This window comes from Ciceribacter ferrooxidans, assembly GCF_004137355.1.
In the GTDB taxonomy this organism is placed as follows: domain Bacteria; phylum Pseudomonadota; class Alphaproteobacteria; order Rhizobiales; family Rhizobiaceae; genus Allorhizobium; species Allorhizobium ferrooxidans.
Map to the genome: position 1 here is coordinate 298,122 of NZ_SDVB01000170.1, position 13,351 is coordinate 311,472.

Annotated in this window: 12 protein-coding genes and 1 tRNA gene; 8 read left to right on the plus strand and 5 right to left on the minus strand. The window is 61.6% G+C overall.

Features of this window, described 5'->3' with window-relative positions; translation table 11 throughout:
* Positions 1-60 precede the first annotated feature (60 nt).
* From EUU22_RS05820 to EUU22_RS05830, 3 genes are all read left to right on the plus strand, one after another.
* Positions 61-666: a hypothetical protein gene (locus EUU22_RS05820; protein ID WP_129331108.1), complete on the plus strand. Its 606-nt coding sequence runs from the start codon at positions 61-63 to the stop codon at positions 664-666.
* A gap of 105 nt (positions 667-771) precedes the next feature.
* Positions 772-1,233 carry a hypothetical protein gene (locus EUU22_RS05825; protein ID WP_129331109.1) on the plus strand — a complete coding sequence of 154 codons (462 nt, stop codon included), beginning with the start codon at positions 772-774 and terminating at the stop codon, positions 1,231-1,233.
* Positions 1,234-1,347: 114 nt separating this feature from the next.
* Positions 1,348-1,432, plus strand: a tRNA-Leu gene (locus tag EUU22_RS05830).
* Positions 1,433-1,483: 51 nt separating this feature from the next.
* Here the strand turns inward: EUU22_RS05830 and EUU22_RS05835 are convergent.
* On the minus strand, positions 1,484-1,729 hold the full coding sequence (locus EUU22_RS05835; RefSeq protein ID WP_129331110.1) for a PilZ domain-containing protein: 246 nt from the start codon (positions 1,727-1,729) through the stop codon (positions 1,484-1,486).
* A gap of 146 nt (positions 1,730-1,875) precedes the next feature.
* On the minus strand, positions 1,876-2,472 hold the full coding sequence (wrbA, locus tag EUU22_RS05840; RefSeq protein WP_129331111.1) for an NAD(P)H:quinone oxidoreductase type IV: 597 nt from the start codon (positions 2,470-2,472) through the stop codon (positions 1,876-1,878).
* A 228-nt stretch (positions 2,473-2,700) separates the two neighbouring features.
* Here wrbA and EUU22_RS05845 point away from each other — a divergent pair, with 228 nt between their 5' ends.
* From EUU22_RS05845 to gpt, 3 genes are all read left to right on the plus strand, one after another.
* Positions 2,701-3,486 carry a competence/damage-inducible protein A gene (locus EUU22_RS05845; protein WP_129331112.1) on the plus strand — a complete coding sequence of 262 codons (786 nt, stop codon included), beginning with the start codon at positions 2,701-2,703 and terminating at the stop codon, positions 3,484-3,486.
* Positions 3,487-3,597: 111 nt separating this feature from the next.
* Positions 3,598-4,440: a universal stress protein gene (locus tag EUU22_RS05850; RefSeq protein WP_129331113.1), complete on the plus strand. Its 843-nt coding sequence runs from the start codon at positions 3,598-3,600 to the stop codon at positions 4,438-4,440.
* Positions 4,441-4,654: 214 nt separating this feature from the next.
* Entirely contained in the window at positions 4,655-5,152 is a 498-nt protein-coding gene (gene gpt, locus EUU22_RS05855; RefSeq protein WP_129331114.1) for a xanthine phosphoribosyltransferase, read from the plus strand.
* Between the two features lie 83 nt (positions 5,153-5,235).
* Here gpt and EUU22_RS05860 read toward each other — a convergent pair whose 3' ends face one another.
* Positions 5,236-6,915: a M10 family metallopeptidase gene (locus EUU22_RS05860; RefSeq protein WP_165351097.1), complete on the minus strand. Its 1,680-nt coding sequence runs from the start codon at positions 6,913-6,915 to the stop codon at positions 5,236-5,238.
* 73 nt (positions 6,916-6,988) lie between these two features.
* Positions 6,989-7,378 carry a hypothetical protein gene (locus EUU22_RS05865; protein WP_129331116.1) on the minus strand — a complete coding sequence of 130 codons (390 nt, stop codon included), beginning with the start codon at positions 7,376-7,378 and terminating at the stop codon, positions 6,989-6,991.
* 686 nt (positions 7,379-8,064) lie between these two features.
* On the opposite strand from EUU22_RS05865, the gene EUU22_RS05875 reads away from it, so the two are divergent.
* Both EUU22_RS05875 and lepB read left to right on the plus strand, forming a co-directional pair.
* Positions 8,065-11,880 carry a vitamin B12-dependent ribonucleotide reductase gene (locus EUU22_RS05875; RefSeq protein WP_129331118.1) on the plus strand — a complete coding sequence of 1,272 codons (3,816 nt, stop codon included), beginning with the start codon at positions 8,065-8,067 and terminating at the stop codon, positions 11,878-11,880.
* Between the two features lie 223 nt (positions 11,881-12,103).
* Positions 12,104-12,979, plus strand: a complete 876-nt coding sequence (lepB, locus tag EUU22_RS05880; protein ID WP_165351098.1) for a signal peptidase I — start codon at positions 12,104-12,106, stop codon at positions 12,977-12,979.
* Between the two features lie 184 nt (positions 12,980-13,163).
* Here lepB and EUU22_RS05885 read toward each other — a convergent pair whose 3' ends face one another.
* Positions 13,164-13,346, minus strand: a complete 183-nt coding sequence (locus EUU22_RS05885) for a DUF559 domain-containing protein (RefSeq protein WP_245484916.1) — start codon at positions 13,344-13,346, stop codon at positions 13,164-13,166.
* Positions 13,347-13,351: the final 5 nt, after the last annotated feature.

Consider the following 13,351-nt stretch of genomic DNA (forward strand, 5'->3'; position numbering starts at 1 on the left):
GACGGGCGGCTCTTTTGGAAGAACTCTCGACATCATCGGGGACGGGAGGTTTTTTTTCAAATGTCAATTCTTCGTAGCGGGAACCGCCGTCGGTTCCGCCGCACCTGCGGTGTTCTCTGCGCATCGCTTCTTGCAGGTTTTCCAGCGGCAGCCGGTCCGCTGGCCGACACCGCGAAACTGGCGGAGGAGAAGGCCGCGGCCGGCGACGTCATCAGCGCTTACGAGACGATCGCGGAAGCAACTGCCGACTTCTCCATGGCGCTTCCCTTGACGGTCAAGAAGGCAGTGTTCGTCGCCGGAAAACCGACGGCCTACGGCGCCTATGACGAAAGGTCCGATTCGGTCTTCAAGGCCGGTGAACCGCTGGTCACCTATGTCGAGCTCCTCGGCCTCGACTGGAAGCCCGTCGAAGGCGGCAAGCGCCAGTCGAACTTTACAGTCGACCTCGCGATCACTGACACATCCGGTCAGACGCTCGCCTCTCAGGAAAATTTCGGAAACTTCACCTTCACCGGCTTCGTCCGCAATCAGGAGATATTCACACACCTGACGCTGGATGTGAGCGGCGCCGACCCCGGCGACTATGTGTTGCGCTACACCATCAAGGATACGGTCGGCGGCAGTACGGCCAAGGTGGAACAGCCCTTCACGCTCGCGGGGGAATAACGCCCGACGCGGCAGCGGCCAAGGTCAGGCGCGCATCGCGTTCAGCCCATCGCCCCGAACGACCAACGAGGCCATAGAAACGAAGAACGAACGGAAACTTGGAAGATGAGGCAGAGACTTATCGCCGCTGTAGCACTACTTGCCGCTAGTGCCGGTGTGACTGTAGCGGACGACCGGATGCATACCTATGCCGACGCAACCGGAAAAACGATAACCACCGAATGGTGGCAAACGATGGCCTCCTGCGCCGGACGGCTGAAGGTTCTCTCCGGCTGGGCCGTCACGCAGAGCAAACCGGAGGTGAAGGCGCTCGAAGAGCGCACCACCATGTTCTGGCTGCTGTCCGTGCACCGTCTGAAGAAGGATCGCGGCATCAACGAGGATGATGCCGCCAGGCTGGCACTGGGATCGGCGCAGAGCATGGCCCAAATCCAGGAACAAGGCATCAACGTCTACTCCGCCGCGGGCAAGATGGACGCCGAGTACCAGCAGAAGCTCGCCGTCTGCGAAGACCATCTCAACGCCTATGCTGCGGCCTTTCCCGAGGATTTCGGCGGAAAGCAGTAGTCAGCGCCCTTCCGCCCCTGGGCATGTCGTGTCGTGGAGTGACGAACGACGGCAGCAACAATTGCCGCCACCGGCCTTGACGACGGCCCGCAACTCGTCGAAACAGAAGCCCGCGCGGACGTGGCGAAACTGGTAGACGCAAGGGACTTAAAATCCCTCGGAGCGATCCGTACGGGTTCGACCCCCGTCGTCCGCACCAGGTCGTACCCGCCTTGCAGCGGCCGGCAACCGGTCTGGGTCCGATCGGTTCCTAGTCTTCGAAGGAGACGCCGAGTTCGGTCGGGGTTCGCCAGCGCACAGTGCAGGTGTGACGCTTGCCGTCCTCAAAGTTCAATCCGAAGGAATCGGGAATACCCGCCGTCGAAGGCAACACCAGCTTGGCGCCGCCCGGCGAGAGATTCCGCGCCATGCAGTCCATCGTCGAGAAACCGTTGTTGAAAACGATCCGCGCACCCTTGAGCGAGCGCAGGCGTGGCTCCGCCCTCTTGTCGTCCATCGCGTTCTACCCCCTGCCGAGAACATGCAATATCACGCATAATACATACAACGCGCGGAGGATTGCGCCAGTGCAAATTGTTGTCCCGGCAAACAAAAAAGGCGCGGGAACGTGTCCCGCGCCTTGAATGTCGGACGACTGAAAAATCAGGCGAGCTTGGCCGCGATGCGCGCTACGTGCGCGCCCTGGTAGCGAGCACCCTCGAGCTCGACCTCGGAAGGCTGGCGCGAGCCGTCGCCATCCGTAATGGTGGACGCGCCGTAGGGCGAGCCGCCCTTGACCGCCTCGACACCCGACTGTCCCTGGAACGCATAGGGCAGCCCGGCGACGACCATGCCATGGTGCAGGAGCGTCGGGATGAAGCCGAGGATGGTCGATTCCTGTCCGCCGTGCTGGGTGGCGGAAGAGGTGAAGACGGAGCCGACCTTGCCGACCAGCTTGCCGTTGAACCAGAGGCCGCCGGTCTGATCCCAGAAATTACGCATCTGCGAGGCAACGGTGCCGAATCGCGTGCCGGCGCCGATGATGATCGCGTCGTAGTCGGCAAGTTCGTCGACCTTCGCAATCTCGGCCTTCTGATCCAGCTTGAAGTGGGAGTTTCTGGCAACGTCCTCCGGAACGAGCTCCGGCACCCGCTTGACGGTCACGTCCGCGCCGGCCGACTTCGCGCCTTCGGCGACGGCGTACGCCATGGTTTCGATATGGCCGTAAGACGAATAATAGAGAACCAGGACCTTTGCCACGAAACATCTCCTTCGTTGTGGGCGATCACCCGTTTTGTCTGATCCCCATGTAGCACTCAGCCCGACGACGAACAGATCACGGCTGCGAGACGCAGTGTTCACCATCCGGCGCTGTTGCACCCGTGGCCTGCCCTCGATGTTTTCGTGAACGGTTCAGCCCGGCTGCGCTTCTCAAAGCAGGCGGGGCCGGCTAGATAGGAAGCGATCACCTCTTACCGGACGACCTCCATGACCGATGACATCAAGACGGCCGCCATGCTCGCGATCGGCGACGAACTCCTCTCCGGAAGAACGAAGGACAAGAACATCGGCCATCTCGCGGATGTTCTGACGCTCGCCGGCATCGACCTGAAGGAAGTTCGCATCGTCGGCGACGAGGAAGACGCGATCGTCGAGGCGCTAAACGCGCTTCGCACGCGTTACGACTATGTCTTCACCTCGGGCGGAATCGGGCCGACTCACGACGACATCACCGCAGATGCGGTCGCCCGCGCCTTCGGGGTCCCATGCACCCACGACGCCGAGGCCATGCGGCTGCTCGGCGAGATGTATGCGCGCCGGAACATGGAATTCAGCGAGGCGCGCCAGCGCATGGCACGCATGCCGGAGGGAAGCCGTCACATCCCCAACCCCGTATCCACCGCGCCTGGCTTCATCATCGGCAACGTCTACGTGATGGCCGGCGTACCGCAGGTCTTCCAGGCCATGGTGGACAACGTGATCGCCACCCTGCCGGCCGGCGTCCGTGTCCTCTCGCAGGTTATTCGCTGCCCCTACGGCGAGGGGGATATCGGGACCGCGCTCGCCGCGGTGCAGGACGCTCACCCTTCGACCAGCATCGGCTCCTATCCGAAGTTCGACGGCGAGCGCTTCTCGACCGAACTCGTCGTGCGCTCGCGCGACAAGGACGCCCTCGAAGCGGCGGCCGCTGCGATCTCGACCATGATCGAGAAAATCGCTGAACAAAAACAGGCTATTCAAGCCGAACGAGGACATCCCGCCGAACCAGTCTGACTCGATCTTTTCTTCGTGACGCGGATTGACCGAAGTCAAGGAAGAGCGCCACAATCGCCTGCATAGAATTCTGACGCGGGGTTCTCCCGTGTCACCGCTGAGGAGGCAATCATGGCGTACAAGACCATTCTCGCTGTCCTGGACACTCCGAAGGACGCGCGGCAGATTACCGAATTCTCCCTCTCCATAGCCGAACGGTTCGGCGCCCATGTCATCGGCCTCCACGCGGAAGCCATTGCCTCCGTACCGCTCGTGGCGCCGATGGAAATCCCGGACCCCGCGACGGTCCAGGCGCTGCAGGACATGGCGCATGACGAGACGGTGACGATCGAACAGTTCTTCCGCGATCGTTGCGCGCGGGAAGGCATCTCCTACGAGTGGCGCAGTTTTCTGTCGTCGGCCGGCCTCAATGCCGCGTCGCTGATCGACAGCGCCCGCAGCTGCGACCTCGTGATCGCTGCACAGGGAGACGACAGCCTTCTCTCCGAAAGCAGGTCAGAGCTGGAGCACTTCCTGTTTGAAAGCGGCCGGCCTGTCCTGCTCGTCCCCTACATCTTCAAGCAACCGAAGCCGATCAAGCGCGTTCTGATCGCCTGGAACGGTTCGCGCGAAGCGGCACGGGCGACCTTCGATGCCCTTCCCTTCCTGAAGAGCGCCGAGACGGTAGAAGTCTTCTCGGTCGAACCGCCGGAGCAGAGCGGCCGGTCCACTACGGTCGCCGGCGCGGAAATCGCCGCCACGCTCGCCCGCCACGGCATAAACGTAACCGTTTCACAGGCAGCGACAGACGAGATGCCCGCTCCCGCAGCGATCGAGAACCGGCTGTCGGACAGCAGCATCGACCTCCTCGTCATGGGAGCCTACACCCACAAGCGGTGGTGGGAAGCGCTCTTCGGCGGCGTGACCCGAACCGTGCTCGATTCGATGACGGCACTCACGCTCCTCTCCCGCTGAGCAGGCGGCGCGGCGCCCTTGCCATGCGCCGGCAAAACCCGCTAATAGCAGCGGTCAAAGACGAAAGCCCAAGGGGGCGACATTCGCGCGGCGCCAACCGCGCGAATCGTGTTTTTGGCCTCGCGCCGACACGACGATGGTCGCTTCCGGCCCGGCCCGTCCGACAACCCGCCGGACCTCCGGCGCCAAACCGAACGTCTTGCGGAGTCCTCGAATGTCCCTCCCCGATAAAGCCTTTCCCGTTTCCTGGGATCAGTTCCATCGCGATGCCCGGGCGCTAGCCTGGCGCCTCGCCGGTTTGAACCAGGAATTCCGCGCAATCGTCTGCATCACGCGCGGAGGGCTCGTTCCGGCGGCCATCATCTCGCGCGAACTCAACATCCGCCTCATCGAGACGGTCTGCATCGCCTCCTACCACGACTATGTGAACCAGGGCGATATGAACGTGCTGAAGGGGATCACCGCCGACCTCACGGAGAACGGCGGAGAAGGTGTCCTGGTCGTCGACGACCTGACGGACACCGGAAAGACCGCTTCAGAGGTGCGGGCAATGTTGCCGAAAGCGCACTTCGCCTGCGTCTACGCGAAACCCAAGGGCGTGCCGACGGTCGACACGTTCGTGACCGAGGTCAGCCAGGACACCTGGATCTATTTTCCATGGGACATGGGCTTCACCTATCAGGAGCCAATCGCCAAGGGCCACAAGGGCTGAAGTTCCCGAAGTTGAAAAACGAGAAGCGCCGGCGAAACCCGCCGGCGCTTCTTGTTTTTGGTTCGCTGAGAACTGGCGGGCCGTCAGACCACCAGGAAATCCTGGTAAGTCAACGCGAGGCCGGCCTTCAGGTGCGCGAACATGATCCTGCCGCCCGCGGCGCTGCCGTTCGAGTCATAGTAAAGATTGCCCGTGTCGGTCTCGTAGATGATCCGGTCGTTGGAGTCGTGGGCGAGGCCTGCCGCGCTGGCGTAGAAGGCCGAGGACGCGAGTGCTCCGGTCTTCGTTAACGACTTGAACACTGCATTCTCCAGCCAAACCGTGTCGTCGGCGACGGAGAAATCGGTGATCGTGTCGACGTTGGTGGACGAATTCAGCGTCGTGTTGAAGACAAAGGCGTCAGCTCCCACGCCGCCCGTCAACTTGTCATTGCCGAGGCCGCCATAGAGCCGGTCTGTACCGACGCCGCCATTGATGGTGTCGTTTCCGCCGACGCCATTCAGCATGTTGTTGCCACCGTTCCCGTTCAGAATGTTCGCCAGCCCGTTTCCGGTGCCGCTGACATTGCCTGAACCCGTCAGGACGAGGTGTTCGACTGCCGTGTAGGAGACGAGCGACATGGTAACGGAGGCATAGATCTTGTCGACGCCGCTCGCGTCGACAATCTTGTCCCCCGTTGCACTCATAATGTAGGTGTCGTTGCCGGCGCCACCATTCAGGGTGTCCGTCCCACCACGGCCATCCAGGACATCGTTTCCAGCACCGCCGGTCAGGACGTTTGCGACGGCATTGCCGTAGATCCTGTCATTGCCGGAACCGCCGATCGCGTTCTCGATAATCGTGCCGCGGGCAATGCCGAGATTGCCGACGAGCCCCGCAGTATCGGAATAGGTTTCGGGATTGAGATCAATCCGCTGAGCGACACTCACCCAGCTGAAATCAATGGTGTCGACGCCGCCGGTATCGACGATGGTCGCGGCGATGGGGTCTCCACCGGCAAACGAGCTATAGCTGTAGGTCGTGTTTCCGGAATTGATGGCGGTCGTACCGTAAAGGTCACGGATCGCCAGCACGTCGGCGATCATCGGGGTGACGATCCAGGCGAAGTCCGCGTCGACATAGGTGTTATCGTACTGCGAGAAGTACGACATGATCGTCGCCTGCCAGGAATCGTTCAGATAAATGTTGTCAGTGCCGTAGGTGGCGGTTCCGTTGTAGGGGCCTGCATGCCCGAGGCCGAGGGCGTGCCCGATCTCGTGAATGTAGGTCTGCATCGAATAGGTGTCTTTCGTCAAACCGTAGTAGTTGATCCAGTCGGTCGAGATGTTGACCTCGGACGAGATGATCGTGTTGCCGCTGGTCGTCGAACTGGACCAGGCTTCATAGCTGCCGGCATCGTCGAAGGTGATCTGCGCGGAACCGGTCGTGTAGGAGAACTTCAATCCCGACGCGGCAGTCCAAGCTGCGAGCGCCCATTTGGCGAACTGCTGGCCGGCCGCCGTCAAGGCCGCAATGTTGACGGTGATGGTCCCGCCGGCGCTGACGGCGAACTTGCGCCAGCTTTCCCCTTCGGAATTCCAGAAGCCATCCGTCAGATACGCGGCGATCTGGTCGTTGGTGTAGATCGGCAGCGCGGCCTTCGTGACAGTTCCGGCGAACGACATCGAGAAGGCGGCAAACGCGTCGTTCAGCCGGTCGGTCCCGTCTTCATCCGCGGAAAGTTCGCGGTGTTCCGAGCGGAACGCATCATCTGCGACTTGCAAGTCGTAGCTGCGCTCATGCATCTCGAAAGCATCAACGCTATTCTGGCTTCTCGACATTTTCTCTACCCCGCGGTCAAAGCCGGTTGAAATCAATATCCGATACCTGCACCAGGTCGCGGGCGAACTTCGCGATCGTACGTGCGTTCAGCGCAGCATCCGAAATGCTAGTGCTGATGGTCGGACCGTGTGCAAAGCTCGCGCCGGAGTGCCCCGCCCAGGAAAGCCTGCCGGAAATCCGCCGCTCGTCGAGCGCGGTGATTTCGAGGCGCACGGCAGATCCGGCGGGCGGAGTGGCCAGGCGCTTGCGGACCTCCCCCTCGACCGAAGAACAGGCCAGCCGGAAATTTTCTGTCGCAGCGACGCCTGTCTCCGCCTGACATTCGAAGACGAGTGATTCGGCACCCACACTGCCGGCCATCGACGTCACCACTACAAGGGGCAATAGCTTCCCGATCTTCTTCATAATCCGGCCCAACAGCTTACGACACCAAGCTACGAGGCAGCCTTTAGCGGACCGTAAACGCGAACACTCGCGCACTCGTTGTGTCGTTAACGCATTCGCGCACTTCGTGCAACGACAATGCTCTGTTAGTGCAAGATATCGACGCGATCGTGGATATCGTGCGGCGAGAACGTGACGGCGGGCTACCCTTTGCGCCCTGCCGGCGTGGGATCGGACGGAAAACACAAGTGATTCCATCGGGATCGCCGCTTTCCCCGTTTTCCACAGATGAACACACAAGATGTGGTGTTAACCATTTCGACGCAAACCAGCCCTTGACGGAATCGGCCGTTTCAAAGTTAATACATTCTTATGTTGCGGCGGCGGCTGGACCGGGATTAACGAGACCGGTTCGTTCCAGAAAAATCGCGATGCGAAGCGAGGGGGCAGTTCACATGAAGTGGGCGCAACCTGCAGGTATTCGTGCGCGAAATTTTTCGCCAAAGCGCGATGCGGGGACTGGCGGAAATAAACTGTTAATACTATATTTAGTGTTTGCAGCCACATTCACCACAAGATACAGGTCGATCATCACGGGAATGATTCACCTGAACAGTATGAAGTGAGACCGGCTGCACGCGTCGAACCGAGTGGCCGGACGGGATTTGTCGCGCCGTCTGGCGCCGAACAACGAGGGACGAAGGCAGATGCGCATCGAACGCCGATTTACCAAGCCGGGTCAGTCGCCCTATGCGGAAATCGAATTCCGCAAGGCGGTGAGTGAAATCAAGAATCCCGACGGCTCGACGGTCTTCCGGGCTGCGGACATCGACGTGCCTGCGCAGTTCAGCCAGGTGGCGACCGACGTGCTGGCGCAGAAGTATTTCCGCAAGGCCGGCGTGCCGAAGATCGTCAAGAAGGTCGAGGAGAACGACGTTCCCTCCTTCCTGTGGCGGTCCGTGCCGGATACCGAAGCCCTGAAGGCGCTGCCGGAAAAGGAGCGTTACGGCGCCGAATCCGATGCCCGCCAGGTCTTTGACCGTCTCGCCGGCACCTGGGCCTACTGGGGCTGGAAGGGCAAGTATTTTTCGTCGGAAGAAGATGCGCTGACCTTCCGCGACGAACTCGCCTACATGCTCGCCACCCAGCGCGTCGCGCCGAATTCGCCGCAGTGGTTCAACACCGGCCTGCATTGGGCCTACGGCATCGACGGCCCCGGCCAGGGCCATTTTTACGTCGACCCCTTCACCGGCAAGCTCGTCAAGTCAAAGTCGGCCTACGAGCACCCGCAGCCGCATGCCTGCTTCATCCAGTCGGTCGGTGACGATCTCGTCAACGAAGGCGGCATCATGGATCTCTGGGTGCGCGAAGCGCGCCTCTTCAAGTACGGTTCCGGCACCGGCTCCAACTTCTCCTACCTGCGCGGCGAAGGCGAGAAGCTTTCGGGCGGCGGCAAGTCCTCCGGTCTCATGAGCTTCCTCAAGATCGGCGACCGGGCTGCGGGCGCGATCAAGTCGGGCGGCACCACGCGGCGCGCCGCCAAGATGGTCGTCGTCGACATCGATCATCCGGATATCGAGGAGTACATCGACTGGAAGGTAAAGGAAGAGCAGAAGGTCGCCGCCCTCGTCACCGGCTCGAAGATCGTTGCCCGGCACCTGAAGGCGATCATGAAGGCCTGCGTCAACTGCGAGGCCGACAACGGAGACTGCTTCGATCCCAACAAGAACCCGGCACTCAAGCGCGAAATCCGCGCCGCCAAGAAGGACCAGGTTCCCGAAAGCTACATCAAGCGGGTCATCCAGTTCGCCCAGCAGGGCTACAAGGACATGGAGTTCAAGACCTACGACACGGACTGGGATTCGGAAGCCTATCTCACCGTCTCCGGCCAGAACTCCAACAACTCTGTTTCTTTGAAGGACGACTTCCTGCGTGCCGTGGAGAATGACGGCGAATGGAACCTGACCGCCCGCAAGGACGGCCGCGTCATGAAGACGCTGAAGGCGCGCGACCTGTGGGAGAAGATTTCCTACGCCGCCTGGGCGTCGGCCGATCCCGGCCTGCACTTCAACACGACGATGAACGACTGGCACACCTGCCCGGCCGCCGGTCCGATCCGCGCGTCGAACCCGTGCTCGGAATACATGTTCCTCGACGACACGGCCTGCAACCTCGCCTCGCTCAACCTTCTGCAGTTCAAGGACGCGAAGACCGGCAAGATCGCAATCGGCGATTATGAACACGCCGTTCGGCTGTGGACCGTCGTCCTCGAAGTCTCGGTGATGATGGCACAGTTCCCGTCGCGCCAGATCGCGGAACTCTCCTACGAATACCGCACGCTCGGCCTCGGCTACGCCAATATCGGCGGCCTGCTGATGTCCTCGGGCATTCCGTACGACTCCGCCGAAGGCCGCGCCATCTGCGGCGCGCTGACCGCGATCATGACCGGCGTCTCCTACGCGACCTCCGCCGAAATCGCCTCGGAACTCGGCCCCTTCCCGGGCTACCAGCCGAACCGCGACCAGATGTTGCGCGTCATCCGCAACCATCGCCGCGCCGCCCATGGTCTTTCGGAAGGCTATGAGGGCCTGTCGGTCAACCCGGTTGCGCTGATCCACGCCGATTGCTCCGACCCGGCGCTCATCGCCCACGCGACCGCCGCCTGGGACAAGGCGCTGGAACTCGGCGAGAAGCACGGTTACCGCAACGCCCAGGTCTCGGTCATCGCGCCGACCGGCACGATCGGCCTCGTGATGGATTGCGACACCACCGGCATCGAGCCCGACTTCGCGCTGGTGAAGTTCAAGAAGCTCGCCGGCGGCGGCTATTTCAAGATCATCAACCGTGCCGTTCCGGAAGCGCTGCGCACGCTCGGCTACTCCGAAAGCCAGATCGCCGAAATCGAGGCCTATGCGGTCGGCCACGGCAACCTCAACCAGGCACCGGGCATCAACCCCGGCACGCTCAAGGCCAAGGGCTTTACGGACGAGAAGGTCGCCGCCGTCAACGGCGCGCTGAAGAGCGCCTTCGACATCAAGTTCGCCTTCAACCAGTGGACGCTCGGCGCCGACTTCCTGAAGGAGACGCTGAAGGTCACCGACGAACAGCTGTCCGACATGAGCTTCAACCTCCTGGAGCATGTCGGTTTCTCGAAGAAGGACGTCGAAGCGGCCAACATCCACATCTGCGGTGCGATGACGCTGGAAGGCGCCCCCTTCCTCAAGGCCGAGCACCTGCCGGTCTTCGATTGCGCCAACCCGTGCGGCAAGATCGGCAAGCGCTACCTCTCGGTCGAAAGCCATATCCGCATGATGGCGGCCGCCCAGCCGTTCATTTCGGGGGCGATCTCCAAGACGATCAACATGCCGAACGACGCAACCGTCGAGGATTGCGGCAGCGCCTACATGCTCTCCTGGAAGCTCGCGCTGAAGGCGAACGCGCTCTATCGCGACGGCTCCAAGCTCTCGCAGCCGCTCAACTCGGCGCTGGTCGAGGACGAGGAAGACGAGGACGCCATCGAGGATCTCATCCAGCAGCCGGCCGCCGCCCAGGCGGTGACGGTCACGGAGAAGATCATCGAGCGGGTCATCGAGCGCGTCACCCGCGAACGCGAGAAACTGCCGAACCGTCGCCAGGGCTATACCCAGAAGGCAACCGTCGGCGGCCACAAGGTGTACCTGCGCACCGGCGAATTCGGTGACGGCCGCATCGGCGAGATCTTCATCGACATGCACAAGGAAGGTGCTGCCTTCCGTGCGATGATGAACAACTTCGCCATCGCCATCTCGCTCGGCCTGCAATACGGCGTGCCGCTCGAGGAATATGTGGAGGCCTTCACCTTCACCAAGTTCGAGCCGGCCGGCATGGTCATCGGCAATGATGCGATCAAGAACGCGACGTCGATCCTCGACTACGTGTTCCGCGAACTCGCCGTCTCCTATCTCGGCCGCCACGATCTCGCCCATGTCGACACGTCGGACTTCTCCAACACCGCGCTCGGCAAGGGCATCAAGGAGGGCAAGACCAACCTCGTCTCCACCGGCTGGACCCGCGGCTACAAGCCGACGCTGGTCGGCGGCACGGGCGTCGACCGGTCGCTCTCCGAACCGAAGGGTGCCTCGACCGCGGCTCCCGCCAAGGCATCCGCCGGCGGCAACGTGACGGCCTTTGCCGGCTCCGCCGCCCGCAAGCTCGACACGACGGTTGCGATCTCCACCTCCGAGATCGTCTCCTTCAAGCGGGACTACGAGGAACGCGCCGCCGAACTCGCCGAGGAGATCGAGGCCGAGACGGTGACCGACGAGGTGGGCCAGGAAAAGACCGCCCTCTTCTCCGACAAGGCCGCCGCCGACGCGGCATCGGCCAAGGCGGAAGCGAAGAAGGTCGAGGCCGAGCGCCGCATGCGCTCGATCGCCCAGGGCTACACCGGCAACATGTGCTCGGAGTGCCAGAACTTCACCATGGTGCGCAACGGCACGTGCGAGAAGTGCGACACGTGCGGGGCGACCAGCGGGTGCTCTTGAACTAATCTCGGGGAGAGGACGACCAATCCGGGTCAGTTCCCTCTCACGGGCTTCCAATCTGCAAGCCGTGGTGATTAAGTTCATCACGGCTTTTTTCGTTTGCTGACACACACCCAGTCAGCCTTTTCATCAGGTTTAACAAGTGCAGATATTTTCTTCCTATCGGAGACGACATCCGGTTTGGGCCGCCGCCATCAGCTTCTTTCTGTCCCCTGAACTGGGCATGTTCTATCTCGGCAGAGGCCGGATGGGGATCGCGTACCTTGTCGCCGGCATTGCCGTAACCTATGCCGTGCCAGCTGCGCTGCATCTGCAGGCCATAAGCTACCCCAGCTGGATGGCGATCCTGATGGGCCTAGCTTTCCGTCTCGCGGGTGGCATCCATGCCTACATCGCGGCGTCGAACCACGTGCCGCGGGATCGCTATCCGTGGTTCGCAAAGCTCCACAACTGGATTCTCGTCTTCTTCCTCGTGCCGCTTCTTACAGCACTGATCATCCGAAACTTCCTGGTTCAGCCGTTCAATATCCCCTCCGGTTCAATGATGCCGACCCTCCAGGTCGGGGACTTTCTGTTCTCCGAAAAACTGACCTACGGGATCAGCAGGTATTCACTGATGTTCGGCATGGGCCCGAGCCATCGGCTCGGGGGACGGCCGCCCAAACGAGGTGAAGTCGTTGTCTTCGCCTTTCCCGCGGAGCCGACGGTCGACTATGTCAGTCGCGTGATCGGCCAACCCGGAGATCGTATCCAGATGCGGGACGGCAGACTCTTCATCAACGGCGTGATGGTCGAGAGACAACCCCTCATCACAACGGACATCCCGCATGAGGCCGGCGTAACCCTCTACATGGAACATCTCCCCGGAGGCGTTGTGCACCCCATCATAGAGATGCTCGACGACACTTCACGGGGTGACAACACCCGCGAATTTCTGGTGCCCGACGATCACTATTTCATGATGGGCGACAACCGGGACAACAGTCGGGACAGCCGGTTTGATGTCGGATTCGTGCCCAATGAGAACATCGCCTCACGGCCATGGCTCATATATTTCAATTCCGAAGTGGCCGGGAGGTCCTGGCTCAGAGTCCAATAGCCGTCTCGGTCTATCGCGCCCTTGGAGGCGGCGAAGGCACTGCAGTTTGATGAGAACCACGCCGGTCCACACGACGCCCTCCTCTCCTTCTGCGGGAGATGTTACAAAATCGCGGTCTTAGCGCAGCTAAAATGCTGAAATTGCTTCCTCTCCCACAAGGGGCGAGGAGACGTCCGCAAGCGCCTTACTCCCCGGTGTTCAGCAATTCCGCCCGAATGGCAAGGCACACACCGTCGAGATTGTCGGTTACCTCCTCGTTCCAGAAGCCACGAATGCGGACGCCGTCATTCCGGAAAACTCGGTCCCGAACCGCATCGCCGGCACTCTCGGCATGCTGCCCCCCGTCGACCTCCACGATCAGCCTCACCTCGA

Excerpts from the sequence above, each read along its gene's own strand:
- gpt (WP_129331114.1), top strand. The coding sequence starts at position 4,655 with ATGTCCCTCCCCGATAAAGCCTTTCCCGTTTCCTGGGATCAGTTCCAT.
- EUU22_RS05875 (WP_129331118.1), top strand. The coding sequence starts at position 8,065 with ATGCGCATCGAACGCCGATTTACCAAGCCGGGTCAGTCGCCCTATGCG.
- lepB (WP_165351098.1), top strand. The coding sequence starts at position 12,104 with ATGTTCTATCTCGGCAGAGGCCGGATGGGGATCGCGTACCTTGTCGCC.
- EUU22_RS05835 (WP_129331110.1), bottom strand. The coding sequence starts at position 1,729 with ATGGACGACAAGAGGGCGGAGCCACGCCTGCGCTCGCTCAAGGGTGCG.
- EUU22_RS05865 (WP_129331116.1), bottom strand. The coding sequence starts at position 7,378 with ATGAAGAAGATCGGGAAGCTATTGCCCCTTGTAGTGGTGACGTCGATG.
- EUU22_RS05845 (WP_129331112.1), top strand. The coding sequence starts at position 2,701 with ATGACCGATGACATCAAGACGGCCGCCATGCTCGCGATCGGCGACGAA.
- EUU22_RS05850 (WP_129331113.1), top strand. The coding sequence starts at position 3,598 with ATGGCGTACAAGACCATTCTCGCTGTCCTGGACACTCCGAAGGACGCG.
- EUU22_RS05825 (WP_129331109.1), top strand. The coding sequence starts at position 772 with ATGAGGCAGAGACTTATCGCCGCTGTAGCACTACTTGCCGCTAGTGCC.
- EUU22_RS05820 (WP_129331108.1), top strand. The coding sequence starts at position 61 with ATGTCAATTCTTCGTAGCGGGAACCGCCGTCGGTTCCGCCGCACCTGC.